The sequence below is a fragment of the Bradyrhizobium sp. 44 genome (assembly GCF_023073095.1).
Taxonomy (GTDB): domain Bacteria; phylum Pseudomonadota; class Alphaproteobacteria; order Rhizobiales; family Xanthobacteraceae; genus Bradyrhizobium.
Genome location: NZ_JADPIY010000008.1, coordinates 410,484 through 435,353 on the forward strand (window position 1 = coordinate 410,484; position 24,870 = coordinate 435,353).

At 65.4% G+C, this 24,870-nt stretch carries 26 protein-coding genes, 1 tRNA gene and 1 riboswitch; of the genes, 18 read left to right on the forward strand and 9 right to left on the reverse strand.

Going from position 1 to position 24,870, the window contains the following annotated elements; genetic code table 11:
• The first annotated feature begins 9 nt into the window (after positions 1-9).
• A complete protein-coding gene (gene phoU / locus IVB41_RS03885; RefSeq protein ID WP_018456067.1) occupies positions 10-726 on the forward strand; it encodes a phosphate signaling complex protein PhoU in 717 nt (238 codons plus the stop codon).
• 23 nt (positions 727-749) lie between these two features.
• On the forward strand, positions 750-1,457 hold the full coding sequence (gene phoB, locus IVB41_RS03890; RefSeq protein ID WP_007597871.1) for a phosphate regulon transcriptional regulator PhoB: 708 nt from the start codon (positions 750-752) through the stop codon (positions 1,455-1,457).
• Between the two features lie 238 nt (positions 1,458-1,695).
• Here phoB and IVB41_RS03895 read toward each other — a convergent pair whose 3' ends face one another.
• Positions 1,696-2,208 carry a GcrA family cell cycle regulator gene (locus IVB41_RS03895; protein ID WP_007597869.1) on the reverse strand — a complete coding sequence of 171 codons (513 nt, stop codon included), beginning with the start codon at positions 2,206-2,208 and terminating at the stop codon, positions 1,696-1,698.
• 455 nt (positions 2,209-2,663) lie between these two features.
• Here IVB41_RS03895 and IVB41_RS03900 point away from each other — a divergent pair, with 455 nt between their 5' ends.
• The 3 genes from IVB41_RS03900 to IVB41_RS03910 all read left to right on the forward strand — a co-directional run bounded on the left by IVB41_RS03900 (position 2,664) and on the right by IVB41_RS03910 (position 6,058).
• Entirely contained in the window at positions 2,664-3,866 is a 1,203-nt protein-coding gene (locus IVB41_RS03900; RefSeq protein ID WP_247404445.1) for an aspartate aminotransferase family protein, read from the forward strand.
• Positions 3,866-4,813: an ornithine carbamoyltransferase gene (gene argF, locus IVB41_RS03905; RefSeq protein ID WP_247426910.1), complete on the forward strand. Its 948-nt coding sequence runs from the start codon at positions 3,866-3,868 to the stop codon at positions 4,811-4,813. The genes IVB41_RS03900 and argF overlap by 1 nt, the downstream gene beginning before the upstream one ends.
• 237 nt (positions 4,814-5,050) lie before the next feature.
• Positions 5,051-6,058 (forward strand): Hsp33 family molecular chaperone, encoded by a 1,008-nt coding sequence (locus IVB41_RS03910; protein ID WP_027514423.1) that lies wholly within the window; start codon positions 5,051-5,053, stop codon positions 6,056-6,058.
• 57 nt (positions 6,059-6,115) lie between these two features.
• Here IVB41_RS03910 and apaG read toward each other — a convergent pair whose 3' ends face one another.
• Positions 6,116-6,508 carry a Co2+/Mg2+ efflux protein ApaG gene (gene apaG / locus IVB41_RS03915; RefSeq protein WP_027565893.1) on the reverse strand — a complete coding sequence of 131 codons (393 nt, stop codon included), beginning with the start codon at positions 6,506-6,508 and terminating at the stop codon, positions 6,116-6,118.
• A gap of 192 nt (positions 6,509-6,700) precedes the next feature.
• On the opposite strand from apaG, the gene IVB41_RS03920 reads away from it, so the two are divergent.
• From IVB41_RS03920 to IVB41_RS03930, 3 genes are read left to right on the forward strand one after another with little or no spacing between them, the layout of a single operon-like run.
• A complete protein-coding gene (locus IVB41_RS03920; protein ID WP_247285326.1) occupies positions 6,701-7,966 on the forward strand; it encodes an OpgC domain-containing protein in 1,266 nt (421 codons plus the stop codon).
• Entirely contained in the window at positions 7,966-8,781 is an 816-nt protein-coding gene (locus IVB41_RS03925) for an SGNH/GDSL hydrolase family protein (protein WP_247404441.1), read from the forward strand. Before IVB41_RS03920 ends, IVB41_RS03925 begins: the two co-directional genes overlap by 1 nt.
• A 12-nt stretch (positions 8,782-8,793) precedes the next feature.
• Complete coding sequence (locus IVB41_RS03930) at positions 8,794-9,786, forward strand: SGNH/GDSL hydrolase family protein (RefSeq protein ID WP_247404438.1); 993 nt, start codon at positions 8,794-8,796, stop codon at positions 9,784-9,786.
• Positions 9,787-9,908: 122 nt separating this feature from the next.
• Here the strand turns inward: IVB41_RS03930 and IVB41_RS03935 are convergent, their stop codons facing one another.
• A complete protein-coding gene (locus IVB41_RS03935) occupies positions 9,909-11,105 on the reverse strand; it encodes an O-succinylhomoserine sulfhydrylase (protein WP_247357614.1) in 1,197 nt (398 codons plus the stop codon).
• A gap of 70 nt (positions 11,106-11,175) precedes the next feature.
• A riboswitch (SAM riboswitch) is annotated at positions 11,176-11,255 on the reverse strand.
• 80 nt (positions 11,256-11,335) lie between these two features.
• Here IVB41_RS03935 and IVB41_RS03940 point away from each other — a divergent pair.
• From IVB41_RS03940 to IVB41_RS03955, 4 genes are all read left to right on the forward strand, one after another.
• Positions 11,336-12,472 carry a 2'-deoxycytidine 5'-triphosphate deaminase gene (locus tag IVB41_RS03940; protein ID WP_155809444.1) on the forward strand — a complete coding sequence of 379 codons (1,137 nt, stop codon included), beginning with the start codon at positions 11,336-11,338 and terminating at the stop codon, positions 12,470-12,472.
• 105 nt (positions 12,473-12,577) lie between these two features.
• Positions 12,578-12,988, forward strand: a complete 411-nt coding sequence (locus tag IVB41_RS03945) for a PAS domain S-box protein (protein WP_247426915.1) — start codon at positions 12,578-12,580, stop codon at positions 12,986-12,988.
• Positions 12,989-13,111: 123 nt separating this feature from the next.
• The gene (locus tag IVB41_RS03950) at positions 13,112-14,164 is read left to right on the forward strand and encodes a hypothetical protein (RefSeq protein ID WP_247404434.1); all 1,053 of its coding nucleotides are present in this window, start codon (positions 13,112-13,114) and stop codon (positions 14,162-14,164) included.
• 167 nt (positions 14,165-14,331) lie between these two features.
• Positions 14,332-15,777, forward strand: a complete 1,446-nt coding sequence (locus IVB41_RS03955) for an MATE family efflux transporter (RefSeq protein WP_247426918.1) — start codon at positions 14,332-14,334, stop codon at positions 15,775-15,777.
• Here IVB41_RS03955 and IVB41_RS03960 read toward each other — a convergent pair.
• The 5 genes from IVB41_RS03960 to IVB41_RS03980 all read right to left on the reverse strand — a co-directional run bounded on the left by IVB41_RS03960 (position 15,774) and on the right by IVB41_RS03980 (position 18,765).
• Positions 15,774-16,283 (reverse strand): hypothetical protein, encoded by a 510-nt coding sequence (locus IVB41_RS03960; protein WP_247426921.1) that lies wholly within the window; start codon positions 16,281-16,283, stop codon positions 15,774-15,776. The two genes, IVB41_RS03955 and IVB41_RS03960, sit on opposite strands and share 4 nt — an antisense overlap.
• A gap of 100 nt (positions 16,284-16,383) precedes the next feature.
• The gene (locus IVB41_RS03965; protein WP_247426925.1) at positions 16,384-16,785 is read right to left on the reverse strand and encodes an SRPBCC family protein; all 402 of its coding nucleotides are present in this window, start codon (positions 16,783-16,785) and stop codon (positions 16,384-16,386) included.
• A gap of 136 nt (positions 16,786-16,921) precedes the next feature.
• Entirely contained in the window at positions 16,922-17,281 is a 360-nt protein-coding gene (locus tag IVB41_RS03970) for a VOC family protein (protein ID WP_247426928.1), read from the reverse strand.
• A 56-nt stretch (positions 17,282-17,337) separates the two neighbouring features.
• The gene (locus tag IVB41_RS03975; protein ID WP_247357620.1) at positions 17,338-18,177 is read right to left on the reverse strand and encodes a helix-turn-helix transcriptional regulator; all 840 of its coding nucleotides are present in this window, start codon (positions 18,175-18,177) and stop codon (positions 17,338-17,340) included.
• A gap of 9 nt (positions 18,178-18,186) precedes the next feature.
• Complete coding sequence (locus tag IVB41_RS03980; protein ID WP_247404420.1) at positions 18,187-18,765, reverse strand: methylated-DNA--[protein]-cysteine S-methyltransferase; 579 nt, start codon at positions 18,763-18,765, stop codon at positions 18,187-18,189.
• A gap of 171 nt (positions 18,766-18,936) precedes the next feature.
• Here IVB41_RS03980 and IVB41_RS03985 point away from each other — a divergent pair.
• The 3 genes from IVB41_RS03985 to IVB41_RS03995 all read left to right on the forward strand — a co-directional run bounded on the left by IVB41_RS03985 (position 18,937) and on the right by IVB41_RS03995 (position 20,307).
• Positions 18,937-19,010, forward strand: a tRNA-Gly gene (locus IVB41_RS03985).
• Between the two features lie 238 nt (positions 19,011-19,248).
• Entirely contained in the window at positions 19,249-19,830 is a 582-nt protein-coding gene (locus tag IVB41_RS03990; protein ID WP_247426932.1) for a helix-turn-helix domain-containing protein, read from the forward strand.
• Between the two features lie 9 nt (positions 19,831-19,839).
• Positions 19,840-20,307 carry a GNAT family N-acetyltransferase gene (locus IVB41_RS03995; protein ID WP_247285352.1) on the forward strand — a complete coding sequence of 156 codons (468 nt, stop codon included), beginning with the start codon at positions 19,840-19,842 and terminating at the stop codon, positions 20,305-20,307.
• A gap of 1 nt (position 20,308) precedes the next feature.
• Here the strand turns inward: IVB41_RS03995 and IVB41_RS04000 are convergent, their stop codons facing one another.
• The gene (locus IVB41_RS04000; RefSeq protein WP_027565878.1) at positions 20,309-20,836 is read right to left on the reverse strand and encodes a DUF1003 domain-containing protein; all 528 of its coding nucleotides are present in this window, start codon (positions 20,834-20,836) and stop codon (positions 20,309-20,311) included.
• Positions 20,837-20,948: 112 nt separating this feature from the next.
• Here IVB41_RS04000 and IVB41_RS04005 point away from each other — a divergent pair, with 112 nt between their 5' ends.
• From IVB41_RS04005 to xylA, 3 genes are all read left to right on the forward strand, one after another.
• The gene (locus IVB41_RS04005) at positions 20,949-22,007 is read left to right on the forward strand and encodes a LacI family DNA-binding transcriptional regulator (RefSeq protein ID WP_247426935.1); all 1,059 of its coding nucleotides are present in this window, start codon (positions 20,949-20,951) and stop codon (positions 22,005-22,007) included.
• A gap of 82 nt (positions 22,008-22,089) precedes the next feature.
• A complete protein-coding gene (gene xylB, locus IVB41_RS04010; protein ID WP_247426939.1) occupies positions 22,090-23,544 on the forward strand; it encodes a xylulokinase in 1,455 nt (484 codons plus the stop codon).
• Positions 23,545-24,867 carry a xylose isomerase gene (gene xylA, locus IVB41_RS04015; RefSeq protein WP_027565875.1) on the forward strand — a complete coding sequence of 441 codons (1,323 nt, stop codon included), beginning with the start codon at positions 23,545-23,547 and terminating at the stop codon, positions 24,865-24,867.
• Positions 24,868-24,870: the final 3 nt, after the last annotated feature.

The window sequence follows — 24,870 nt, forward strand, 5'->3', positions numbered from 1 at the left end:
AGACGCGACATGGGTTCTGAACATACCGCAAAGGCCTTCGACACCGACCTCCAGGAACTCACACGCCTGGTCGCAGAGATGGGCGGCATCGCCGAGCGCATGATCGTCGAGTCCGTCGACGCATTGATCCGCCGCGACGTCCCGCTCGGCCAGCGCGTCGTCGCCATCGACACTGAACTCGACGCGCTGCAGAAGCGCATCGAGGAACGCGCGGTGCTCACCATCGCCCGGCGCCAGCCAATGGCGGTCGATCTGCGCGAGATCGTCGGCGCCATGCGCGTCGCGACCGATCTCGAGCGCATCGGCGACCTCGCCAAGAACATGGGCAAGCGCGTTGCGGCGCTGGAGACGGACTTCCATCCGCTCAAGCTGTTCCGCGGCCTCGAGCACATGACCGACCTCGTGCAGCAGCAAGTCAAGTCGGTGCTGGACGCTTATGCCGCGCATGATTTGCCGGCGGCGATGGCGGTGTGGAAGGGTGACGAGGAAGTCGACGCCATCTGCACCTCGCTGTTCCGCGAGCTCCTCACCTACATGATGGAGGATCCGCGCAACATCTCGTTCTGTATTCACCTGATGTTCTGCGCCAAGAATATCGAGCGGATCGGCGACCACGCCACCAACATCGCCGAGACCGTGTTCTACATGATTGAGGGCCAGGCGATCACCGACAAGCGGCCGAAGGGCGACATGACGACCTTCGCCAACACGGTACCGAACACCTGAAGACTTAAGGGAGCGACGACCCGATGGGCGCACGCATTATGGTGGTTGAGGACGAGGAAGCCCTGACCGAGCTTCTCCGCTACAACCTCGAAGGCGACGGCTATGACGTCGAGACGGTGATGCGCGGCGACGACGCCGACACCCGCCTCAAGGAGCACATCCCCGATCTGATCGTGCTCGACTGGATGCTGCCGGGCCTGTCAGGCATCGAGTTGTGCCGGCGGCTTCGCACCCGTCCCGAGACCAAGCAGCTCCCGATCATCATGCTCACCGCGCGCGGCGAGGAGAGCGAGCGGGTGCGGGGTCTTGCGACCGGCGCCGACGATTACATCGTCAAGCCATTCTCGGTGCCGGAGCTGCTGGCGCGCGTGAAAGGCCTGCTGCGGCGCGCAAGCCCGGAGCGGCTCGCCACCGTCCTTGCTTTTGGCGACATCGAGCTCGACCGCGACAAGCGCCGCGTGGCGCGCTCGGGCCGGCCGATCGATCTCGGTCCGACCGAATATCGCCTGCTGGAGTTCTTCCTGGAGCATCCGGGACGGGTGTTCTCGCGCGAGCAACTGCTCGACAGCGTCTGGGGCCGCGACATCTATATCGACGAGCGTACCGTCGACGTGCATATCGGCCGCCTGCGCAAGCTGCTCAATCTCGGCCGCGAGCAGGACCCGATCCGCACCGTCCGCGGCGCCGGTTACGCGCTGGATGATCGGTTTGCCAAGGCGGAGCAGGTATAGGGTTGCAGCCTTGTTTGTTGGCAAGCTGTCCCGAATTCTTCGACGTCGTCCCGGACAAGCGAGCGCTGATCCGGGACCCATAACCACCGAACGTGGTTTGGCGAAGACTCGGAGCGACCCCTTTCGCACGGCAACTGCGCGCTCGGAGTATGGGTCCCGGCCCCCCGCGCGCAATTGCGCACTAGGCCGGGACGAGACTGAAATCGTTGAGCCGTCTTCGCGCGACGACTTGCCGTAATTACCGCGGCCCCGGCTTCACCGGTGCACGCCGCCGATCCGACGCCGGCTGGTACGCGACGCGCGAGTGCTGGGCGCAATAGGGCAGGCCGGACAGCGCCCGTCCACCGCAGAAGAAGAAGTCCGGGCTTGAGGGATCGCCGACCGGCCAGTGGCAGGTCGCCTCGTTCAATTCCAGCAGCGACAGCCGCTGGCTCATCGGCACCACGTTGTCGTAGGTGACCGGATCCGGCTCAGCCTCGACCTCGAAGGCCTGCGCCAGCGCGGTGTTGCCGCGCGAGATCGGGCGGCTCACCCGCATCATGTGCTGCGCGGGGCGCGCCTTGCGCGGCCGGGGCGCTGCCGACGAAGGGCTCTTGGCGCGGCCCGAGAGGCCGAGCCTGTGCACTTTGCCGATCACGGCATTGCGGGTCACATTGCCGAGCTCCGCCGCGATCTGGCTGGCCGAAAGTCCGGCCTCCCAGAGCTTTTTCAGCTGCTCGACGCGATCATCGGACCAGGTCAAAACCGTCATTGCACCCTTTCCCTCGCTGCGCGCCAGCCATCCTGGGGCCTCGCAGCGAATGCCTAAGCCTTCAAAAACCCGTGCCGCCAGAATCCCTTAAGGCTCGCCGGGCGCGTCTTGAACGCCCGAACGTTTACGCCGGTACATAAGGACTTAAAGATCAGAACCACTGCACGAGATGTCGTATCTGACAATCCAAACGCTACAATATGGCGTGACTCCCGCGCAAGAGTCCGCCGACTCGCTTCCACATGTTCCGTGACTAAATCCCGCAAAATCGGCACCGCAAGACTACGGATTCAGCGTTTCGCGAGGCTTTCCGGGCGGCATTGACACCCGTTTCACCAGGCCTAAGATAGTCGCGCGTGCCGCCCTCAAGAGGCGGCACGTTTCGTTTTCCGGGCCGGTCGATGGTGCGTTGCGCAATGCACGCTCACACCGTCCGCAACATTCAAGTGACCGTCATGACTAACAGCGCAGCGCCGCATTTGCTCCCCGTTTTCGCCAGGTCCGACCTCGGTTTCGAGCGTGGCGAAGGCTGCTGGCTGATCGCGACCAATGGCGAGCGCTATCTGGACTTCACCTCCGGCGTTGCGGTGAATGCGCTCGGCCATGCCCATCCGGCGCTGGTCGCGGCGTTGCAGGAGCAGGCCACGAAGCTCTGGCACATGTCGAACCTGTTCCAGAGCCCGGACGGCGAAAAGCTCGCCGCGCGCCTGTGCAATGAAAGTTTCGCGGAGTTCGTGTTCTTCTGCAATTCCGGCGCCGAAGCGCTGGAATGCGTGATCAAGGTCGTGCGCCGTTATCACGCCGCGAAGGGCCATCCCGACCGCTATCGCATGATCACCTTCGAAGGCGCCTTCCATGGCCGCACGCTGGCGACACTTGCCGCGACGGGTTCGGCAAAATATCTCGAAGGTTTCGGCCCCCCGATGGAGGGCTTCGACCAAGTTGCGCATGGCGATCTCGACGCGGTGAAAAAGGCGATCGGTCCGCAGACCGCCGGAATCCTGATCGAGCCGATCCAGGGCGAGGGCGGTGTGCGTTCGGCAACGCCCGCCTTCCTGAGGGCGTTGCGCCAGCTCTGCGACGAGAAGGGTCTGTTGCTCGCCTTCGACGAGGTGCAAACCGGCATGGGCCGCACCGGCGATCTGTTCGCGTACCGCCGCCTTGGCGTCGAACCCGACGTGATGTCGCTGGCCAAGGCGCTCGGCGGCGGCTTCCCGATCGGCGCCTGCCTTGCGACCGCGGAAGCGGCATCCGGCATGACGCCGGGCTCGCACGGCTCGACCTTCGGCGGCAATCCGCTCGCGATCTCGGCTGCGAATGCCGTGCTCGACGTCATGCTCAAGCCCGGCTTCTTCGATCACGTGCAGAGGATGTCGCTGCTGCTCAAGCAGAAGCTCGCCTCCGTGATCGACCGTCATGGCGATGTCGTCAGCGAAGTGCGCGGCGAGGGCCTCCTGATCGGCATCAAGGCCGTGGTGCCTTCCGGCGATCTCGTTGCCGCCTTGCGCGCAGAAAAGCTGCTCACCGTCGGTGCCGGCGACAATGTCGTGCGTTTCCTGCCGCCTTTGATCGTCACCGAAGCCGAGATCGAGGACAGCGTCGGGCGGCTCGAGCGCGCCTGCACCGCGTTATCCGGCAACAAGCGGGCGGCAAGCTGATGAGCAAGTCGCCCGATAATACACACGAGAAAACACCGAAGCACTTCCTCGATATCAACGAGCTGCCGCTGTCGGAGCTCAAGCGCATGCTCGCCGCGTCCACCGCGATGAAGGCGAAGCAGAAGGCGCATCAGCCGGTCAGGCCGCTCGAAGGCAAGACGCTGGCGATGATCTTCGAGCGCCCCTCGACGCGGACGCGGGTGTCTTTCGATGTTGCCATGCGCCAGCTCGGCGGCGAGCCCATCATGCTCACCGGTGCCGAGATGCAGCTCGGCCGCGGCGAGACCATCGCCGACACCGCGCGGGTGCTGTCGCGCTATGTCGACGCGATCATGATCCGCATCCTCAATCACGACGCCCTTCTGGAGCTTGCGGCGAACGCCACCGTGCCCGTCATCAACGGCCTGACGCGGCGCTCGCATCCCTGCCAGGTGATGGCCGACCTCATGACCTACGAGGAACATCGCGGCCCGATCGAGGGCAAGACGGTGGCCTGGACCGGAGACGACAACAACGTGCTGGCGTCCTGGGCGCACGCCGCCGAGCGCTTCAAATTCCAGCTCAATGTCGCGACTCCTCCGGAGCTCGCGCCGAAAAAAGCGATGCGCGACTTCATCAAGGCGACCGGCGCGCCGATCATGCTCGGCACGGATGCCGAAGCCGCCGTGCGCGGCGCCGATTGTGTCGTGACCGACACCTGGGTGTCGATGGGCGACAAAGAAGGCGAGCACCGGCACAACGTGCTCAAGCCCTATCAGGTCAATGCCCAGCTGATGTCGCTGGCCAAGCCGGATGCGCTGTTCATGCACTGCCTGCCCGCCCATCGCGGCGAGGAGGTCACCGATGAGGTGATCGACGGTCCGCAATCCGTCGTCTTCGACGAGGCCGAAAACCGCCTGCACGCGCAGAAGGGCATTCTGGCCTGGTGTTTCGACGCGGTGAAGTAGATCGACGCGGCGAGCTAACTTTCCGTCGTCCCGGCGAAGGCCGGGACCCATACCGCGGAATCTCTCTTGTGGCAGATCGGCGGAGGCAACGAGTTTTCGCCAAACCAATATTCGTGGTTATGGGTCCCGGCCTTCGCCGGGGCGACACCGAAGTTGCCGTATCATGATCAAACCAGTGTCCAGATGAGCTGCTCCGAACCCCTTCCAATTCCGCCTTCCGACCCCAGATAAAGCGCCATGGTTTCCCAATCCCCTGACATGAAAACCGGGCCCGAAGGCCCGGTTCGCGCGCCATCCGCGGTTCCGATTGATGACGCCGTGCTGCCCTACGAGGTCGACGCGCTCGATGTGCGCGGTCGGCTGGTGCGGCTTGGTCCGGCGCTCGACGAGATCCTGACCAAGCACGATTACCCGGCGCCGGTCGGCAAGCTGCTCGGCGAGGCCATCGTGCTGACCACGCTGCTCGGCTCGGCGCTGAAGTTCGAGGGCCGCTTCATCCTCCAGGCCCAGACCGACGGTCCGGTGTCGTTTCTGGTCGTGGACTATCAGGCGCCGGATCGTCTGCGCGCCTATGCGCGCTACGACGCCGCGCGCCTCGGCGATGCAAAGGATTCCGGCGCGCTGCTGGGGCACGGTCATCTAGCCATGACCATCGACCAGGGCCCCGACATGAGCCGCTACCAGGGCCTGGTCGCGCTCGACGGCGGCAGCCTGGAAGACGCCGCTCACGAATATTTCCTGCGCTCCGAGCAGATCCCGACCCGCGTGCGCCTCGCCGTCGGCGAGGAATGGCGCTCGAACGACGGCGGCAAGCATCGCTGGCGCGCCGGCGGCATGCTGATGCAGTTCCTGCCGAAGGCGCCCGAGCGCGCGCGGCAGGCCGATCTGCATCCCGGCGATGCGCCCGAAGGCGTCGAGGTGCATGCCGTCGCTGAAGACGATGCTTGGGTCGAGGCGCGCTCGCTGATCGAGACCGTCGAAGATGTCGAGCTGATCGATCCGGAGCTGTCCGGCGAGCGGCTGCTCTACCGTCTGTTCCACGAACGCGGCGTGCGCGTGTTCAATCCGCTGCCCTTGAAGGCGCAATGCTCCTGCTCGCGCGACGCGGTGGCATCGATGCTGAAGAGCTTTTCGTCCGACGATCGTGCCGCGATGGTCAAGGACGACAAGGTCGTCGTGACCTGCGAGTTCTGCAGCTCGGTGTACGAGTTCACACCGGACGAGGCGGGCGTCGAGGACGCGTAGCGCGGTGCTGTAGTGCCGGAGGGCGGGTAAAGCGAAGCGTGCCCACCATCTCAGACCCTAATTCAACACCCGCTTGTTGTCCGGGCTGTCCAGCGAGAACGTCGGCACGTCGATCTCGAAGCGCTCGCCGGTTGCGCTGACCATCTGGTAGCGGCCGGTCATGAAGCCCGAGGCGGTCGTGAGCGGCACGCCGGAGGTGTATTCGAAGCGTTCGCCGGGGGCGAGCGTCGGCTGCTCGCCGACGACGCCCTCGCCCTTCACCTCCTGCTGCCGGCCGGTGGCGTCGGTGATGATCCAGTGCCGCGTCTTGAGCTGCACGGTCTCGTCGCCGGAATTGGTGATGACGATGGTGTAGGACCAGAAATAGCGGGAGCGGTCGGCCGACGACTGCTCCGGAACAAAGTTCGGCTCGACGGTCACTTCGATCTGGCGGGTCACGGCGCGGTACATGATTGCCATCATACCGAAATCTGCTCGGGAACCAAACGCCGGAGGCGGTTCTGGCGACATCGTCCCGCCAGAATTCGCAGGGAAGTACACGTCCAAGTGTCTTTGCATGTGATCCGGGCGCTTTGCGAGATGACGGCCGGACCGGTACACTCCTTGCCACGTCGCGATTTGCGGAAGGGTTTTTAGCCCCCGATGACCATTGCCGACCAAGTGACGGGATCGACGATCGCGGGAACCGCCAAACCTGTGGAGGTCAAATCCGCGGGTGCAAAGCCGCGCGCGGCATCGCCGGCCATTTCGCTGCCCGCCATCGGCGAGCGCGAGCTCCGGCTCGACCTGTTCCGCGGCCTGGCACTGTGGCTGATCTTCATCGACCATTTGCCGCCGAGCCTTCTGACCTGGTTCACGATCCGCAATTACGGCTTCAGCGACGCCACCGAGATCTTCATCTTCATCTCCGGCTATACCGCCGCCTTCGTCTACGGTCGGGCGATGCTGGAGTCCGGCATCGTCGTCGCCACCGCGCGCATCCTGCGGCGCGTCTGGCAGATCTATGTCGCCCACGTCTTCCTGTTCACGATCTTCCTTGCCGAAATCTCCTACGTCGCGACCAGGTTCGAGAACCCGCTCTACACCGAAGAGATGGGCATCATGGATTTCCTCAAGCAGCCCGACGTCACGATCGTGCAGGCGCTGCTGCTGCGCTTCCGTCCCGTCAACATGGACGTGCTGCCGCTCTACATCGTGCTGATGCTGGCGCTGCCCTTGATCCTGTGGCTGATGAAATGGCGCCCCGACGTGACGCTCGGCCTCTCCGTCGCGCTCTACGCGGTGACCTGGGAATACGATCTCTATCTGTCGGCCTATCCAAACGGCTTCTGGGCCTTCAATCCCTTCGCCTGGCAATTGCTGTTCGTGTTCGGGGCATGGTGCGCGCTCGGGGGTGCGCGACGGATGTCGCACATTCTCGCTTCGCGGGTGACGATGTGGATCGCGATCGCCTATCTGGTCGCGGCATTCTACGTGACGCTGACCTGGTATGTGCCGCAGCTCTCCCACTTCATGCCGAAGCGGCTCGAGCAGTGGATGTATCCGATCGACAAGGCCGACCTCGACGTGCTGCGCTTCACGCATTTCCTGGCGCTGGCCGCGCTCACCGTGCGCGTCCTGCCCCGGGACTGGCCGGGCCTGAAATCGCCCTGGCTGCGGCCGCTGATCCTGTGCGGCTCGCATTCCCTGGAGATATTCTGTCTTGGCGTCTTCCTAGCCTTTGCCGGCCATTTCATCCTGGCCGAAGTCTCGGGCGGCCCGGTGATGCATGCGCTAATTAGTCTCTCCGGAATCCTGATCATGTGGGCCATGGCCTGGCTGATTTCGTGGTACAAGCGGGTGGCTGACAAGAGCGGTTCGAAAACCAAAAGCGCCGTCGGCAGCGCCGATATGGCGGGAGGGGGCTGATGAAGGCGAAGGTTTTCCTGAGCCTGATCCTGCTGTGCGGTGGTCTCGCCGCGCCTCCGGCGCGTGCGGACGATGCTGCGCCTGCTTCTTCGGCCGCGCCTGCTGCTTCGGCGGCACCTGCTGCTTCAGCCGCGCCCGCAGCCTGCGAATTGCCGTCCTATCTGCTCACCAGCGAAAGCCAGCTTCCCAAGGTCGCCGATGCCATCAAGGCCGGCAAGCCGCTCGAAATCCTGGTCATCGGCAGCCGCTCGACCACGATTCCGGCCTCCGAGGACGCTTCTTATCCGGCGCGGATGCAGGCCATCCTGAAGGAGAAGCTGCCGCCGACCGAGACTGTGCACGTCTCCGTAGAAATACAGAGCAAGAAAACGGCCGAGGAGGCGGCCGCCAGCTTCGTTAAGCTGATGGAAGCAAAAGCGCCTACTTTGGTCATCTGGCAGACCGGGACCGTGGATGCTATTCGAGCCATTGATCCCGACGATTTTCGTGGCGCGGTGACCGAAGGGGTTGTTGCGTTGCAAAAGGCAGGGGCTGACGTCGTCTTGATGAATCTGCAGTACAGTCCGCGTACCGAAACCATGATCTCGGTGCCGCCATACCTCGACAATATGCGGGTGGTGGCGCAGGAGCACGACATTCCGCTGTTCGATCGTTTTGCGATCATGCGGCAGTGGAATGATCAGGGGCAGTTCGACCTGTTCAGCCCGTCGCGCGGGCCCGAGCTGGCGAAACAGGTCCATGATTGCCTTGGCCGGGCGTTGGCACAGTTCGTGATCGACGCTGCCCATCTGGAGCCGGCCCAGCAGCAAAATTGAGGTCTAGCGTTAATGAGTTCTCTCCGCCCTTTTTGCCTGACGGCATGGCTGGCTGTGCCCGCAGCAGCGCTGCTGCTGTTGCTGAGTCCGGCCTCGCAGTCGCACGCGCAGACGCAGGCCGCGCAGGCAACGCCGGCCCCGCAGCAGTCGGCTGATCCGGCTCCCGCTTCGCCGCCCCAGACCGCCGTCGCAGCGACATCCCCCGAGCAGCGCGGCATCACCGCGCGCGCCATCGACAAGGTGAAGCAGGTCGCGAAATCCGCCGGCGACGTCTTCAGCCGCGTGCCCTGCCTGTCGCCGAAGGGCGGCGCGAAGGCAATGGGCTCGCTGCCGCATGTCGCGGGCAAGCTCGTCGCCGGCCAGCCCGTCGTCATCGTCGCATTCGGCTCGTCGTCGACCGCGGGATTCGGCGCGAGCTCGCCGGAGTTCAACTATCCCAATCGCCTTGCCGCGCAGCTGCACCGGCACTATCCGACTGCCGACATCACCGTCGTCAATGCCGGCGTCGGCGGCGAGGACGCACCCGAGATGATGAAGCGCCTCCAGAAAGAGGTGATCGACGTGCATCCGGATCTGGTGATCTGGCAGGTCGGCACCAATGCCGTGCTACGCAATCTCGATCCCGGCGATACCGCCAAACTGGTCGAGGACGGCATCAGCCGCATCCAGGCTGCCGGCGGCACCGACGTCGTGCTGGTCGATCCGCAATATTCGCCCGCCGTCAACCAGCGCGCGGACAGCGCCGGCAAGATGGTGAAGTTGCTCGGCAAGGTCGCCGAGCTTCGTCATGTCGGCATCTTCCCGCGCTTCGAGGTGATGCGCGACTGGCACGAGAAGCAGTCGATTCCGGTCGAGAGCTTCGTGATCGCCGACGGCCTGCACATGAACGATTGGGGCTACGCCTGCTTCGCCCAGCTCCTCGGCGACGACATCATCCGCTCTGTCGGCCAGATCAAGCTCGGCGTCAACGTGCCCGCGGACGTGCGGACCTATCGGCCGATGTAAGCATCGGTGCTTAGGGTGGGCGAAGGCGCGCTCTTCGCGCGCCGTGCCCACCATCCATCGGCGCTGCCATCGTGAATGCTGGGCACGCTTCGCTTTGACCACCCCACGATGTCGATGCGTGGCTACGCCTTCTCCAGCGCCGCGGTCAGATCCTCGATCAGATCGTCCGCATGCTCAAGCCCCGCCGAGAAGCGGATGAAGCCCTCGCTGATGCCGAGCGCGGCGCGGTCCTCCGGCTTGAGGCGCTGATGCGTCGTCGTTGCCGGATGCGTGACGAGGCTCTTGGCGTCGCCGAGGTTGTTCGAGATCTTGGCGAGCTTGAGCTCGTTGAGCACGCGGAATGCCGCCTGCTTGCCGCCCTTGACCTCGAGGCCGACCAGCGTCGAGCCGCCGCGCATCTGCTTCTTCACCAATGCGGCCTGCGGATGATCGGCGCGGCCGGGAAACACCAGCCGTGAAATCTTCGGATGGCTCGCCAGCACGTCTGCGATGCGCGCCGCCGTCTCGGTCTGCGCGCGCACGCGCACGGCGAGCGTCTCCAGGCCCTTGAGCAGGACCCAGGCGTTGAACGGCGAGATCGACGGGCCGGTCTGGCGCATGAAATTGTGGATGTGCTCGGCGATGAACGCTTCCGAGGACAGGATGATGCCGCCGAGACAGCGGCCCTGGCCATCGATGTGCTTGGTCGCGGAATAGACCACCACGTCGGCGCCGAGCGCGAGCGGGCTCTGCCAGATCGGAGTGGCGAACACGTTGTCGACGACGAGCCGCGCGCCGCCGCTGTGCGCGATCTCTGCGATGCCGGGAATGTCGAGTACATCCAGCGTCGGGTTGGTCGGGCTCTCCAGGAAGAACGTCTTGGTGTTCGGCTTCATGGCGCGCTGCCACTGGTCGAGATCGAGGCCGTCGACCAGCGTGGTCTCGATGCCGTAGCGCGGCAGCAAATCCTGCACGACGTAGAGACACGAGCCGAACAGCGCGCGCGAGGCCACGACGTGATCGCCGGCCTTGAGCGGCGCCAGGATCGCGGTCGTCACCGCGGCCATGCCGGTCGCCGCCGAACGTGCCGCTTCGGCGCCTTCGAGCTCGATCATGCGCCGCTCGAACATCGAGATCGTCGGATTGGAGTAGCGTGAATAGATGAAGCCGGGGTCCTCGCCCTTGAACCGCGCCTCGCACTCCTCGGCGCTGTTGTAGACGTAGCCCTGGGTCAGGAACAGCGACTCCGACGTCTCGCCATATTGCGAGCGCAGGGTGCCGGAATGGACCAGGCGGGTTTCGGGACGGTAGGACGCGGTGGACGCCGGGGACTTCGACATAGGACCTCCTGAAGTGACCATCGAAAATGGTCACAAAAAAACCGGCCTGGAATATCTCCACGGGCCGGGATCACAGAGGTCCCCGGCCTGTTTAGCGACTTATTTAACGTGGCTGCAAGCCGGCCGGCTCAAATCACCACGGGATAAGTCATGCTCATATTCCGCAATGCCCTTTCCGTCAAGACGTCCATCGGATAGCCGTAAAACGCTCATATTTCCCGCATGTCGGGATGTGTTTGATCCCTGATGAGGACCCCGGGTTGACGTTCACGGTCGCCGCCGACGCCAATGGTATCCTGCCCGACCGCATGATCGCGGCGATGGCGGAGGGCGGTCTCATCCTGCCCGCTTACGACTTCGTCGAAAGCCAGATCCAGCCGGCGAGCCTCGATTTGCGCCTCGGCGACATCGCCTATCGCGTTCGCGCCAGCTTCCTGCCCGGTCCCGGCGCCACTGTCGCCGAGCGCATCGACGAGTTGAAGCTGCACGAGTTCAGCCTCGCCGACGGCGCCGTGCTGGAGACCAACTGCGTCTACATCGTGCCGCTGCTCGAAAGCCTCGCGCTGCCGCCGGAGATCGTCGCGGCCGCCAACCCGAAAAGCTCGACCGGCCGGCTCGACGTCTTCACCCGCGTGATCGCCGACGGCACCCGCCGCTTCGACATGATTGGTGCCGGCTATCACGGTCCGCTCTATGCCGAGATCAGTCCGAAGACGTTCCCGGTGCTGGTCAGCGAGGGCTCGCGCCTGAGCCAGGTGCGCTTCCGCACCGGCGATGCCATCCTCAACATCGACGACCTTGAGGCGCTGCATGCGACCGAGCGTCTCGTCGATATCGACGATGCCGATCTCACCGGCGGCGTCGCCGTCTCGGTTGATCTTTCCGGCGAAAAGAGCGGTGGCTTCGTCGGCTACCGCGCCAAGCGCCACACCGGCGTTATCGACGTCGATCGCCGCGCTGGCTATTCCGTCGAGGAGTTCTGGGAGCCGATCTCGGCCCGCCCCGACGGCAGCCTGATCCTCGATCCCGGCGAGTTCTATATCCTCGCGTCGAAAGAGGCCGTGCAGGTGCCGCCCGATTACGCCGCGGAGATGGTGCCGTTCGATCCGTTGGTCGGTGAGTTCCGCGTGCATTATGCCGGATTCTTCGATCCCGGCTTCGGTTATGCCGGCGCCGGCGGGTTGGGGTCGCGCGCCGTGCTCGAAGTGCGCTCGCGCGAGGTGCCGTTCATCCTCGAGCACGGCCAGATCGTCGGCCGCCTCGTCTACGAGAAGATGCTGGCCCGTCCCGACGCGATGTACGGCCAGCGCATCGGCTCCAACTACCAGGCGCAGGGCCTGAAGCTGAGCAAGCATTTCCGGGTGTAGCGATCACCCGTCGCCCGGATGGAGCGCAAGCGTCATCCGGGAAAGTCTCACTTGTGGCACGATCCCGGCTTACGCTGTGCTCCATCCGGGCCACCAGGTGCTGACATGACCAATCCATCCCAACTCGACGCATACATCCTCGACGACGTCGCCGATGCGCTGATCTATTCGGATCGCTCCGGCACCATCATGCGCTGGAATCGCGCATCGTCCGCACTGTTCGGCCTCTCCGCGGACGAAGCGCTGGGCCAGAATCTCGACCTGATCATTCCCGAACATCTGCGCGCCGCGCACTGGAAGGGTTTCGAGGCCGCACTAGCCAGCGGCGCGATGAAGCTTGCGGGCAAACCGACACTGACCCGCGCGCTGCACAAGGACGGACGCAAGCTCTACATCGAGATGACCTTTGCGCTTGTGCGGGACGCCGCTGGAGTGGTGCAGGGATCGGTGGCGATGGCACGCGACGTCACCGACCGCGTCGAGCGCGAGCGTGCCGCCAGAGTTGCGCAAAATTAAGCCTGCGCAAAATTCGTGATGCGGAATTGGCGAGCCCGCGTGCAGGGCGCCCTGCATGCGGCTCAGCTTGTCCGTCGCCGGCTGCGGTGACACACTCGATCAAAACAACGATCGGGAGCGAACATGGCCGCTGCATCTGACCCCGCGCAGGAAGCTCAATGGAAACGCTGGCGCGCGGTTGCCGATCTCTATCACGCCTATTTCACCGGCTTGATCCTCACCGTGGTCACACGTCGCGGCACGGCAGATGCCGCGGAGTTCGTCTTTCGCGTGTTCCGCCGCCAGCAGCAGGAGCGCTTCCTGCCGGGGCTGGAGAAGCTCGGGCTGAGCCATCTGCCGCCAGCAGTCGCCGCCGCGCAATATCACTACCTCTCGAACTGGATCGGCGGCGTGCACGTCGAATACATGTATGAGAGCGACCGCAAAGCCTGGGTCCGCTATCCGCCACCGCGCTGGATCTGGAAAGGCACTGCCATCTGCGGCGTGCCGGGCGAAGTCTCGCGCGCGATGCTGCGCGGCTGGCACGCCAACAACGGCGTGGCGCTCGGCGATACCAGATTGGGGTTCGTCTGCACCAAGCAGAGCGTCGACGGCCAGGATGGGCTCGAAGGCTACTATTATCAATATGACCACCCGCTCGAGCTCGACCAGCGCCTCGTGTTCGCGCGGCATCTCGAAGCGCCACTGTTCGATGCAGCCGCGGCTCCGGCCTTGCCGGTCGCAAGCTGGCCAAGACCGCGACTGGAAAAAGCCTACCGCAACTACGCGATGGAATATGTGCGCACCGCCGCGCCCGTGATGGTGCAGCTGTTCGGCCCCGAGGATGCCGGCTATCTCCTGCACCTCACGGGCAAGCTGATCGGGATGCAATATTTTGACGAGATCGCTGCGGCGCTGTCGATGGGCCGCGGCGGTGCGGGCGAGTTCGCGACGTTCCTCAACGCGCTGTTTGTCGCGCAGGACGATGTGGCTGAGACAACGCAATCCGAAGGCACGTTCGAAATCCGTCAGCAGAGCTGGAAGTTGATGGACGGCGTCGCCGATTGCCACCCCGCTTGCGCCAAGGTGCTGGCGGGGCTGTTCGAAGGGCTCGCGGCCGGATGCGGGCGGCACATCGGCGTGCACATGCGCCCGGCCGCGGGGGGCCGGCCGCCGCTGATCTGGACGGTCGGCTGATGTCACCGACCGAAATGCGCTGCCGCAGGGCACGCCTGCATCAGGCGCAGAAGGAATCGGCAATTGCCGTGCTAACAAGCTGAACCCCGCGCCTTTTGCGCGAACAAATTCATTGGCACACCCAGTCATTGCCGCGCCGCAACTGGCGCTCGCGCCCGGGAGAGGACATGTCCGACATCGCCGAGATTCCGGTCGATGAACAAGAGCGACCGCTACCTCCGCCGCCACCCCCGGTGAAGAATGCACTGACCGACGGGCCGATCCTGCGCACGCTGCTCGGGCTGGCCTGGCCCAACGTCGTCGCGCTCTCCGCCGGCACTTGCACGGTGATTGCGGAGACCTCCTATATCGGACGCCTTGGCGTGGAAGCGCTGGCCGCGATGGCGCTGGTGTTTCCGACAGTGATCCTGACCATGACCATGTCGGGCGGTGCGATGGGCGGCGCGGTGGCCTCAGCCATCGCGCGGGCACTCGGCGCCGGCGATCGTGAGCGTGCCGGGACGCTCGCCGCGCACGCGCTGCTGATCGGCATCAGCTTCGGGCTCGTCTTCATGCTGGGCATGCTGATCTTCGGGCCGCGCGTTCTGGAAATGCTCGGCGGCCGCGGCGCCGTGCTGACACATGCGATCGCCTACACCCAGGTGTTTTTCGGCGGCGCCGTGCTGCCCTGGCTGCTCAACACCATGGCCGGGGTCCTGCGCGGCACCGGCAACATGAAGCTGCCGTCGCTGTTGATTCTCAATTCTGCGGCCTGGCAGATCGTGCTCGGCGGCACGCTCGGTCTCGGCCTCGGTCCGGTGCCGCAATTCGGCATGCGCGGCGTCGCCGCCGGCGCGCTGATTGCCTATTGCATGAACATCGGCGTGATGGGCTGGTACCTGTTCTCCGGCCGCGCCCGCGTGACGCCGAAGCTGCGCGGGCTGCGCATCCAATGGGCGATGTTTTTCGACATCCTCAAAGTCGGCGCCATCGCCTGCTTCTCGCCGCTGCAATCCGTGCTGACGATCTCGATCTTCACCCACATGCTTGCGAAATTCGGCACCGCGATCCTCGCAGGCTACGGCATCGGTGCGCGGCTGGAATTCCTGCTGACCTCGATCGCGTTCTCGTTCGGCATCGCCTCGGTGCCGATGATCGGCATGGCGGTCGGCGCCGGCCGCATCGCCCGCGCCCGGCGCATCGCCTGGATCGCGGCCGCGAGCGCCTTCGTCGCCGTCGGTGCACCGGCGTGCCTGGTTGCGATCTTCCCCGATCTCTGGGTCAACATCTTCACCGACAGCGCGATCGTGCGCGCCACCAGCCATCAATATTTGTCCACGGTAGCGCCGTTCTACGCCTTCATTGGCCTTGCCTCGACGATGTATTTCTCGTCGCAGGGCGCAGCCAAGGTGATCGGACCGGTGCTGGCGCAGACCGCGCGGCTGATCTACATCTCGGCGGTCGGCTGGTGGCTGTCGACGCATGATGCCACCGCGCAAAGCTTCTTCTGGCTGGCGGCGAGCTCGATGGTCGTGCTCGGCCTGCTCTCGTGCTCCAGCGTGGTGCTGACGCGCTGGGGACCGCGCCAAACCAAACCTGCGATCAGGCCGGCTCTGTCGGCCGCTACGGACTAGCGATGCCTGTGGCGGCGATGGCCGCCACTGCCGCCGACATTGGCGAGCCGCATCAGTTGCGGAATCATCGCCATCATGTCGCCGCCGCCGGCGCCGCCGAGCATGCCCATGATATCGCCGCCGCCCATGCCGCCCATGCCCGTCGGCATGGTGCCGCCTCCGGCCATCGGCGCGTAGCCGCCGTAATTGGGCGCACCGAAACCGCCGCCGAGATTGCCGCCGCCGAGGCCGCCAATTCCGCCGCCGCCCATCATGCCACCAAGACCACCACCGCCATTCTCCATCATGCGGCTCATCATCGGGCCCATGGTCTGCATCATCATGCCGAAGCGGCGCTTGCCCATCTTGGCCTTCATCATCTCCAGCATCGGCGCCATCTGGGTCATCATGTCCTCGCCGCCGGCACCTCCGCCGCCGAGGAACTGGGCCTTTGCCGGCGCGCTCGAAATCGAAAACATCAGCAGCACGGCGGCCGCCTGGCAGATCACCTTGTCCGCACCTCTCATGGCCTGCTCCTCGCGTGCGGGGCGCCGCCGGGAGAGCGGAGCCAACCGGACGCACGCCGCCATGGTTATTGCGGACGAGGGCTGGGCTCTGTGAGAAAGATCACGCAGCTGCGGCTGGAAACGCTCGGTGTATGGCGGCGACGGCGTCCTTGGTCTGTCCCTGCACATAGGGCGCGAGCTCGTTCGGCAGCATGTCGATGATCCAGACCATGCGGCATCTTCCCTCGCTCTCGGCGATCACCTGCACCGAGGCGCTGTAATGCTTCAGACGCTCGTTGTTGATCGCGTAGACCAGCCGCCGCCCGGCATCGTCGCAATCGACCAGCACCTCGCGCGCCACCGATCCGTTGGCGAAGGTGACGATGCGCGCGTCGCCGTCGAGCGTGCAGGCCGTGACAAAGCCCGGCGCCAGCCGCTGATGCAGCGCGCCGAAATCGCGAACCGCATCCCAGACGTCGTGAGCCGGGGCGGGGAGGGGAATGTCGTTGTGGATGGAGGCCATGAAGGTGTCCTTGGTTGCGTTAGATTTTGGTCGAGGACTCCGTCATTGCGAGCGCAGCGAAGCAATCCAGAGATGTTTCCGCGGTTGAAGTCTGGATTGCTCCGTCGCAAGTGCTCATCGCAATGACGGAGCGAGCTCACGTGCAGACCGCCTCGACATTGTTACCATCGGGATCGATCAAGAACGCCGCGTAGTAAGTCGGGCTGTAATCCTTGCGCGGGCCGGCACCGCCATTGTCGCGACCGCCGCTCTTCAGGCCCTCGCTATGGAATGCCTTGACCGAATCATGATCCCCAGCGCGAAAAGCGATATGCGCGCCATCCGCCTTGCGCCCCTTGTTCAGGTGCAGCCACAGCGCCGGCTCGCCCTTCGGCCCGAAGCCGGCATAACCATCGCCGCTCGAGCACAAGACATAGCCGAGCGGCGCCAGCACCGCGGTGTAGAAGCGCGTAGCGGTGTCGAGGTCGGCAACGCGCAATCCGATATGATCGTACATGGTCGTCTCCATTTCCAAAGCGCGCCGCAATCGGCGCGCGCCGGAGACGAACCTAGTCAGTTGAGCGCAAGCTGCTCTTGGAGAATCTTGCGCTCCCCCTTCGAGGCCTGACGGAACTTGGTTGGCGAGACGCCAGCGGCGCGGTGGAAGGTGCGGACGAAGTTGGAGAGATCGCCGAAGCCGACGTCATAGGCGATGTCGGTGACTGCGATGTCGTCGTCGGTCAGCAGCCGCGCCGCATGCCGCAGCCGCGAGCGCACCAGATATTGATGCGGGGTGACGCCGAGCACGGCGGAGAACAGCCGCAGGAAGTGGAAGGGGCTGAGGCCTGCCTGCCGCGCCGCCTGTTCGAGATCGACCTCGGCATGCGAGTTCGCGTCGATCCACAGCGCGGCTTCCACGGCGCGGCGGCGATCACGCGCCGTCGGTGTCGTCGGCTTGCGCGTCTTGCCCGACACGACATCGACGAAACGACCGGCGAGGATCTGCCCGAGCTCGTCGAGACCGAGGTCGCTGTTGCCATCTGCCGCCGTCTGGGCGAGTTCGCCCAGCACCATCAGCTCGGGCAGCGGCGGCGTCGCGCCGACTTGCCAGACGTCGCGCCGTCCGCCGAGCGCGTCGACCAGATCGTCGCTGAGGAAAAAGGACAGGCAGACGTCGCCGGCGACATGCTCATGCGTGCAGGTGTATTCCTCGCCCGGCGCGCCGACCAGCATCGAGCCGGCCACCAGCTCGAAGAAGCCGGCGCGGCAATGACAGCCAAAGCTGCCCGCGCGGACATAGGCGATGGAATGGCCGGTGCGGCACTCCGCAAACGGGCTGTCGTCCGGTCCCGCGTCGCAGCGAAACTCGGAGACCGTCATCGAGGGGGTGGTCAGCAGCGTCGTTGCATCCATGCCACCTATCTAGGTGGAGGGTCTCGGCGGGGCAACGGGCAGCAGAACGTCGAACAGCGTCTTGCTGGCGATCGGATGGGCGCCCTCGAGCGACAGCAGCCGCCGCTTGGAGATCACGCCGCCATAGGGCGAGAGCCGGTCGGTGTAATTGCCGGCCTCCAGCACCCGGTGGCAGGGCACGATCAGCATGTAGGGATTTCTCGCGATCGCCTGTGCCACCGAATGCGCGGCGCCGGAGGCGCCCAGCGTCTTGGCGATCTCGTGATAAGTGCGCGTCTCCCCGCGCGGGATGGCGCAGGCGGCTTCGTAGACCCGCCGGTTGAAGCCGGGCACCCCGCTCGCGTCCAGGCTAACCTCGGAAAAATCAGCATCGCTGCCTTGCAGCAAACCCACGATGCCCTCGATCGCGAACGCGGCGTTCGCGGAAGGCCGCTGCTCGCGCGCCTCGGGATGGACCTGGAAAATCCGGCGGCGGGTATCGATCTCCCGCGCCTCCGGCAATTGCACGGCAACGATACCGGTGCTGCTCCAGATGATGCCGCAGCGCCCTATGGTCGTGTCGAATATCGCGTAGCCACGCCCCACCATGCACACGCCCCACTCAGTGCACGTCTCCCCAGACAGGCGATCATAACACCGCCACAATCCGGCGCATCCAAAATCTTGACGGAAACTTAAGAAGGGTCAGGCGGGCTGCGCCAAAGCGCTTGGCGAGATGCGCCGTCTCGGCTAATCAGAGCGGGCGCAGGCTGCGCATCCGCGGGCGTAGTTCAATGGTAGAACGGCAGCTTCCCAAGCTGCATACGAGGGTTCGATTCCCTTCGCCCGCTCCATCCTGCTTCGCGTCAAGGCGCTTCGCAGGACTTTGATATCTCGGCAACGCGAAGCAGGATGCCCTTCGAAGCCTTGGCGAAGAAGGGCCGATGTTCTCTCGCGTGCGCCAGACCAAGTTTCCAATATATTAGCTCGTCGTGACCGGCACCCGGCGCGCTCTCGGTTAAGCTCTCTCGCCTGGTGGCTTGCGGTCACCGCGCCGGGCCATGTTCGGATGAAAGTCAGGACCTACAAGCAATGGACCAGCAAAAGCTCGATCGCGCGATCGGTCGTCGCTTGAAGACGCTTCGGACGCAGGCCGGCATGACGCTGAATGAGCTCGCAGGCCGCTCCGGCGTCAGCCGTACGATGATCGGACGGGTAGAGCGGGCGCAGAGCAGTGCGACGGCTGCGCTGCTGGGTAAACTTTGCGCCGCGCTCGACGTGTCGCTCAGCGACGTGGTCGCGCTGGCCGAGAAGCCGCCGGAGCGGCTGGTGCGGCTCGCCGACCAGCCGCACTGGCGCGATCCCGACAGCGGCTATCGCCGCCGCCACGCTTCGCCGACGGACGCGGCGAGCGGCATCGAGATCATCGTCGTCGATTTGCCGGCGGGTGCGCGGGTGCCGTACAGCCCCTGGGGGCGCAATGCCTTCACCCAGCAACTGCTGATGCTGGAGGGTGCGATCGCGGTGCACATCGACGCCAAGGCGGTTCGCCTGCGCGAAGGCGACTGTCTCGATTTCGACGTGATGCGCGCGGTGATCTTCGAGAACGAGACCAGACAGGATGCGCGCTACGTCATCATCACGCGCCGCGGCGCGTCCTACGGCAAGATGTGAGCCTTGACGATGCAGATCCGCACCGGCGACACCTTTGATCCACGCGTCATCGCGCTGCTCGACCATCACGTTGCGGCGGCGCGAGCACAGACCGCGCCGGGCAGTGCGCATGCGCTTGATCTCGCCGGGCTTCGTGCCCCGGAAGTCGCGTTCTGGACCGGCTGGGACGGCGACACGCTGGTCGCCACCGGTGCGCTGAAGTCGCTGTCGGGAGCGCATGGCGAGGTGAAGTCGATGCACACGCTCCAGACCACGCGCCGGCGCGGCTTTGGCGGTGAGATGCTCCGCCACATCATCACGGAAGCCCGCGCGCGCGGCATGGCGCGGCTCAGCCTCGAAACCGGCTCGTGGGACTATTTCAAGCCGGCGCACGCGCTCTACCGGGCGCATGGCTTTGTCCTCTGCGGCCCGTTCCAAGGCTATGTCGACGATCCCAACAGCCTGTTCCTGACCTTGGATCTGTCGGCGAGCCGATAGCTCAGGAACGCGTCTGCTCGATCCTATCGAGCACGCGCTCGGGGGCGATGTCGCGGCTTGCCTCCTCCAGATCCCGCTTCGAGTCGGGCTGGACGTCGAGCCGCTCGGCGATCTGCGTGAGGAGGCGGGCAACCTTGGTCAATTCATGCTCGGCGAGCAGGCTGATCTGGAGATCGAGATCGGCGCGCTTGTCCGCTGCTGCGCTCATGCGGTTCTGCGAGATCAGCACGAATGTCGACAGGAAGATCGCCTCGACCGAAGCAATCATCGCCAGCACCACGAAGCTCTCGTCCCAGGCCGGAATTCCCGGCAGCCAGTGCAGATTGGCGATGATCCAGAAGCCGAACACCGCGACATGGAGGTAGACGAACGCCATGCTGCCGGTGAACGCCGTGATCGCATCGGCGACCTTTTCCTGACCCTTGGCCGCGCGCTGCTCGCGGCGGCGGCGCTCGACCAACGCCTGGATGTTGCGCTCGAGGGTCGGGCTCAATCCCTCGCCGGGATCATGGGTGATATCGTTACGCACGGGGCAGCAACGGCGGACAGGAAAGGCTGTTCCTAGGCCCAGCTGCCGGAAAATGCCTGCCGCCCCTCAAAATGAGTTGCGTACCTCAAAACACCTCTGCTAGCCTTCAGCCATGGCCGAGACGCTCACCACGACCGCGCTGACGCTGAAGGACATCGCCCGCCAGGCCGGCGTCAGCCTCGCGACGGTGGACCGCGTCCTGCACAATCGTCCGGGCGTGCGGCCGGATACGGTCCGGCGCGTCAAAGAGGCGATCGAGCGCAATTCGTTCCAGCCGCACGTGGCCGCCGCCGAGCTCGCCCGCGGCCGCGCCCGCCGTTTTGCCTTCGTGATGCCGTCGGGACCGAACCCGTTCATGCAGCAGATCCAGGATTATCTCGGCGAGATGTCGGGCTGGTTGTCGTCACGCCGCCTCGGTGTCGAGACCGTCGCGACCGACGTGTTCGATCCGTTCGTGCTCGCGGCTTCCCTGGAAGGGCTCTCGGACGATTACGACGGCATCGCCGTGGTGGCGCTGGACCATCCCGGCGTCCGCGCCGCGATCGACGATCTCGTCGATGCCGGCGCCAAGGTCGTGACGCTGGTCTCCGACGTGCCGTCGTCGCGCCGGCACCATTATGTCGGCATCGACAACATTGCCGCGGGACGCACCGCCGGCGCGCTGGTCGGGCGGCTGGTCGGACAAAAGTCCGGCAAGGTCGCGATCGTCGCGGGCTCGCAGGGCCTGCGCGATCATGCCGAGCGCATCTTTGGCTTCAACCAGGTGATGGCGTCGGAATTCCCCGGCCTCAGCGTGCTGCCGGTGCTCGAAGGACGCGACGAGGACGCGCGTTCGGAACAATTGTTGGCGCGGCTGTTGAGCAGGCATGCCGACATCGTGGGTCTTTATAATGTCGGCGCCGGTACGCAAGGCGTCGCCAACGCGTTGAATGAAAAGGCCTTGGGCGATGCCAGCCGCGACAAGCAGGTGGTGTTTGTCGGACACGACGTCACTGCGCTGACGCGCCGGCTGCTGCTGCAGGGCGTGATGCATGCCGCGATCTCGCAGAACCCCGGACATGAAGCGCGCGCCGCCGTGCGTGTGCTGCTCGCGCTCGCCCGTGGCGAGCCGATCTTGCGCGAACAGGAGAAGATCAGGATCGACATCGTGATGCGGGACAATCTGCCTTAGCGGCAGGTGGAATTCAAAATGACCCGTTGCGGATAAGGCGACTTTGAGTTCGCGCACCGCAACAGGCGAAAGGGAGGACGGCGTGTATCTCGGAATCGACATCGGCACATCAGGTGTGAAAGCGGTGCTCGTCAGCGAAGCCGGCGCGGTTGTCGCGACGGCGGCGCGCGAGCTTGCGCTATCGCATCCCGCGCCGCTGTGGTCCGAGCAGGATCCCGATGGCTGGGTCGATGCGGCGGTCGGCGCGGTCGACGATCTTGCCGCCCGCCATCCGCGCGAGGTCGCGCGGGTGCGCGGCATCGGGCTGTCGGGCCAGATGCACGGCGCGACGCTGCTGGACGAGGACGGACGGCCGCTGCGTCCCGCGATCCTATGGAACGACGGCCGCTCGCACGCCGAATGCGTCGCGCTGGAGCGGCGCTGCCCGTCGCTGCACACGATCGCCGGCAATCTGGCCATGCCCGGCTTCACCGCGCCGAAGCTGCTCTGGGTCGCCAGGCACGAGCCAAAAATCTTCGCGCGTGTCGCAAAGGTGCTGCTGCCGAAGGCCTACGTCCGCTATCGCCTGACCGGCGAGATGGTCGAGGATATGTCGGACGCGGCCGGCACCCTGTGGCTCGACGTCGGTCTGCGCCGCTGGTCGCCCCTGCTGCTGCATGCCACCGGGCTCGATCTCCATCACATGCCACGCCTCGTCGAGGGCAGTGAGGTCAGCGCGACGCTCGCGCCGGACTACGCGCAACGCTGGGGCATGGCTAGGAATGTCGTGGTCGCCGGCGGCGCCGGCGATAATGCCGCGAGCGCGATCGGGCTCGGCGCCATCGCGCCGGGCGATGCTTTCCTGTCGCTTGGCACATCCGGTGTAGTGTTCCGCGTCACTGATCGGTTTGCACCGGCGCCGGCCTCGGCCGTCCATGCGTTCTGTCACGCACTGCCCGGCCGCTGGCATCAGATGGGCGTGATGCTGTCGGCGGCGGCGTCGCTGGCCTGGCTCGCGGGCGTGATGGAGGTTCCGGCCGCAGCGCTGCTGGCGCCGCTCGGCGAGCGCGTCGATGGACCGAGCCCGGTCAAATTCCTGCCCTATCTCGACGGCGAGCGCACGCCGCACAACGATGCCGCGGCCAGCGGCGCCTTCGTCGGCCTGCGCGGTGCGACCGGCCGCTCCCAGATCGTTCAGGCCGTGCTCGAAGGCGTCGCCTTCGCCGCGCGCGACAATCTGGCGGTGCTGAGCGCGGCCGGCGGACCGCTTCCCGAGGTCGATCTCGTCGGCGGCGGCTCGCGCTCGCCGCTGTGGGCGCAGATCTGCGCCGATGTGCTCGGCATTCCCGTCCACCGCGTCGAGGAGGGCGAGGTCGGGGCGGCGCTCGGCGCCTCCAAGCTCGGACGGCTCGCCGCCACCGGCGAAGACGCGGCTGCGGTTTGCACTCGTCCGCGCCGGCTCGCGAGTTTTACGCCCCGCGCATCCGTGGCTGCGGCCTATGACGAGGCCTATCGCCGCTGGCGCGAGCTTTATCCTGCGTTGAAGGAGTGTGCCTGAGTGAACGCGTCTGTGAAATTCTTTGATATAACCGCACCTGTCGCCTTCGCCGGCAAGGATGCGGGAAACTCGCCCGCCTTCCGCTGGTACGACAAGGACCGCCTCGTCCATGGCCGCAGGATGGAGGACCATCTGCGTTTTGCGGTCTGCTATTGGCACTCGTTGTGCTGGCCCGGCGGCGATCCTTTTGGCGGCGAGACGTTCCTGCGGCCCTGGCACCACGGCGCCGATGCGATGGCGCAGGCGCGCGCCAAGGCCGACGTTGCCTTCGAGCTGTTTCGCCTGCTCGACGTGCCCTTCTTCACCTTCCACGACGTCGATGCGGCGCCGGAAGGGAACTCACTCGCGGAATCCGTCGCCAACCTCAATGCCATCGCCGATCTGTTCGAAGCGAAGATGGCCTCGAGCAAGGTACGCCTGCTCTGGGGCACCGCCAATCTGTTCACGCATCGGCGCTACATGGCGGGCGCGGCCACCAATCCAGATCCCGAGATATTCACCTATGCCGCCGGCCAGGTCCGCGCCGCGCTGGAAGTGACGCACCGTCTCGGCGGCCAGAACTATGTGCTGTGGGGCGGGCGCGAGGGCTATGAGACGCTGCTCAACACCGATCTCAAGCGCGAGCTCGACCAGCTCGGCCGCTTCGTCTCGCTCGTCGTCGAGCACAAGCACAAGATCGGCTTCAAGGGGCCGATCCTGATCGAGCCGAAGCCGAAGGAGCCGACCAAGCACCAATATGATTTCGACGTCGCTACCTGCTACGGCTTCCTCGCGCGTTACGACCTGCTGAAGGACGTCAAGCTCAACATCGAGCAGAACCACGCCATCCTCGCCGGCCACTCCTTCCATCACGAGGTCGCGCTCGCGGAGGCGCTGGGTGTGTTCGGCTCGCTCGACATCAACCGCGGCGACGATCTGCTCGGCTGGGACACCGACCAATTCGCGATGAACGTGCCCGAGCTTGCCCTGGTGTTCCACGAGCTCCTGAGCCGCGGCGGCTTCAGCTCCGGCGGGCTCAATTTCGACGCCAAGATCCGCCGCCAGTCGATTGATCCCGACGATCTGATCCATGCCCATGTCGGCTCGATGGATGCCTGCGCGCGGGCGTTGCTCGCCGCCGCGGACATGCTCGACGCCGGCGTGCTCACTGCGCCGCTTGCGAAACGTTACGAGGGATGGGCCGGGCCCGAGGGCCGCGCCATTCTCGGCGGGCAGCGCTCGCTTACCGAACTTGCCGACCGCGCGCACGGCCCGGGCTTTGACCCGCAGCCGCGCTCGGGCCGGCAGGAATATCTGGAATCGCTCGTCAACCGCTACGTCTGAGGA

What these genes read in the sequence shown, in the direction of transcription:
- phoU (WP_018456067.1), top strand. Translation starts at nt 10, where the DNA reads ATGGGTTCTGAACATACCGCAAAGGCCTTCGACACCGACCTCCAGGAA.
- phoB (WP_007597871.1), top strand. Translation starts at nt 750, where the DNA reads ATGGGCGCACGCATTATGGTGGTTGAGGACGAGGAAGCCCTGACCGAG.
- IVB41_RS03895 (WP_007597869.1), bottom strand. Translation starts at nt 2,208, where the DNA reads ATGACGGTTTTGACCTGGTCCGATGATCGCGTCGAGCAGCTGAAAAAG.
- IVB41_RS03900 (WP_247404445.1), top strand. Translation starts at nt 2,664, where the DNA reads ATGACTAACAGCGCAGCGCCGCATTTGCTCCCCGTTTTCGCCAGGTCC.
- argF (WP_247426910.1), top strand. Translation starts at nt 3,866, where the DNA reads ATGAGCAAGTCGCCCGATAATACACACGAGAAAACACCGAAGCACTTC.
- IVB41_RS03910 (WP_027514423.1), top strand. Translation starts at nt 5,051, where the DNA reads ATGGTTTCCCAATCCCCTGACATGAAAACCGGGCCCGAAGGCCCGGTT.
- apaG (WP_027565893.1), bottom strand. Translation starts at nt 6,508, where the DNA reads ATGTACCGCGCCGTGACCCGCCAGATCGAAGTGACCGTCGAGCCGAAC.
- IVB41_RS03920 (WP_247285326.1), top strand. Translation starts at nt 6,701, where the DNA reads ATGACCATTGCCGACCAAGTGACGGGATCGACGATCGCGGGAACCGCC.
- IVB41_RS03925 (WP_247404441.1), top strand. Translation starts at nt 7,966, where the DNA reads ATGAAGGCGAAGGTTTTCCTGAGCCTGATCCTGCTGTGCGGTGGTCTC.
- IVB41_RS03930 (WP_247404438.1), top strand. Translation starts at nt 8,794, where the DNA reads ATGAGTTCTCTCCGCCCTTTTTGCCTGACGGCATGGCTGGCTGTGCCC.
- IVB41_RS03935 (WP_247357614.1), bottom strand. Translation starts at nt 11,105, where the DNA reads ATGTCGAAGTCCCCGGCGTCCACCGCGTCCTACCGTCCCGAAACCCGC.
- IVB41_RS03940 (WP_155809444.1), top strand. Translation starts at nt 11,336, where the DNA reads ATGTGTTTGATCCCTGATGAGGACCCCGGGTTGACGTTCACGGTCGCC.
- IVB41_RS03945 (WP_247426915.1), top strand. Translation starts at nt 12,578, where the DNA reads ATGACCAATCCATCCCAACTCGACGCATACATCCTCGACGACGTCGCC.
- IVB41_RS03950 (WP_247404434.1), top strand. Translation starts at nt 13,112, where the DNA reads ATGGCCGCTGCATCTGACCCCGCGCAGGAAGCTCAATGGAAACGCTGG.
- IVB41_RS03955 (WP_247426918.1), top strand. Translation starts at nt 14,332, where the DNA reads ATGTCCGACATCGCCGAGATTCCGGTCGATGAACAAGAGCGACCGCTA.
- IVB41_RS03960 (WP_247426921.1), bottom strand. Translation starts at nt 16,283, where the DNA reads ATGAGAGGTGCGGACAAGGTGATCTGCCAGGCGGCCGCCGTGCTGCTG.
- IVB41_RS03965 (WP_247426925.1), bottom strand. Translation starts at nt 16,785, where the DNA reads ATGGCCTCCATCCACAACGACATTCCCCTCCCCGCCCCGGCTCACGAC.
- IVB41_RS03970 (WP_247426928.1), bottom strand. Translation starts at nt 17,281, where the DNA reads ATGTACGATCATATCGGATTGCGCGTTGCCGACCTCGACACCGCTACG.
- IVB41_RS03975 (WP_247357620.1), bottom strand. Translation starts at nt 18,177, where the DNA reads ATGGATGCAACGACGCTGCTGACCACCCCCTCGATGACGGTCTCCGAG.
- IVB41_RS03980 (WP_247404420.1), bottom strand. Translation starts at nt 18,765, where the DNA reads ATGGTGGGGCGTGGCTACGCGATATTCGACACGACCATAGGGCGCTGC.
- IVB41_RS03990 (WP_247426932.1), top strand. Translation starts at nt 19,249, where the DNA reads ATGGACCAGCAAAAGCTCGATCGCGCGATCGGTCGTCGCTTGAAGACG.
- IVB41_RS03995 (WP_247285352.1), top strand. Translation starts at nt 19,840, where the DNA reads ATGCAGATCCGCACCGGCGACACCTTTGATCCACGCGTCATCGCGCTG.
- IVB41_RS04005 (WP_247426935.1), top strand. Translation starts at nt 20,949, where the DNA reads ATGGCCGAGACGCTCACCACGACCGCGCTGACGCTGAAGGACATCGCC.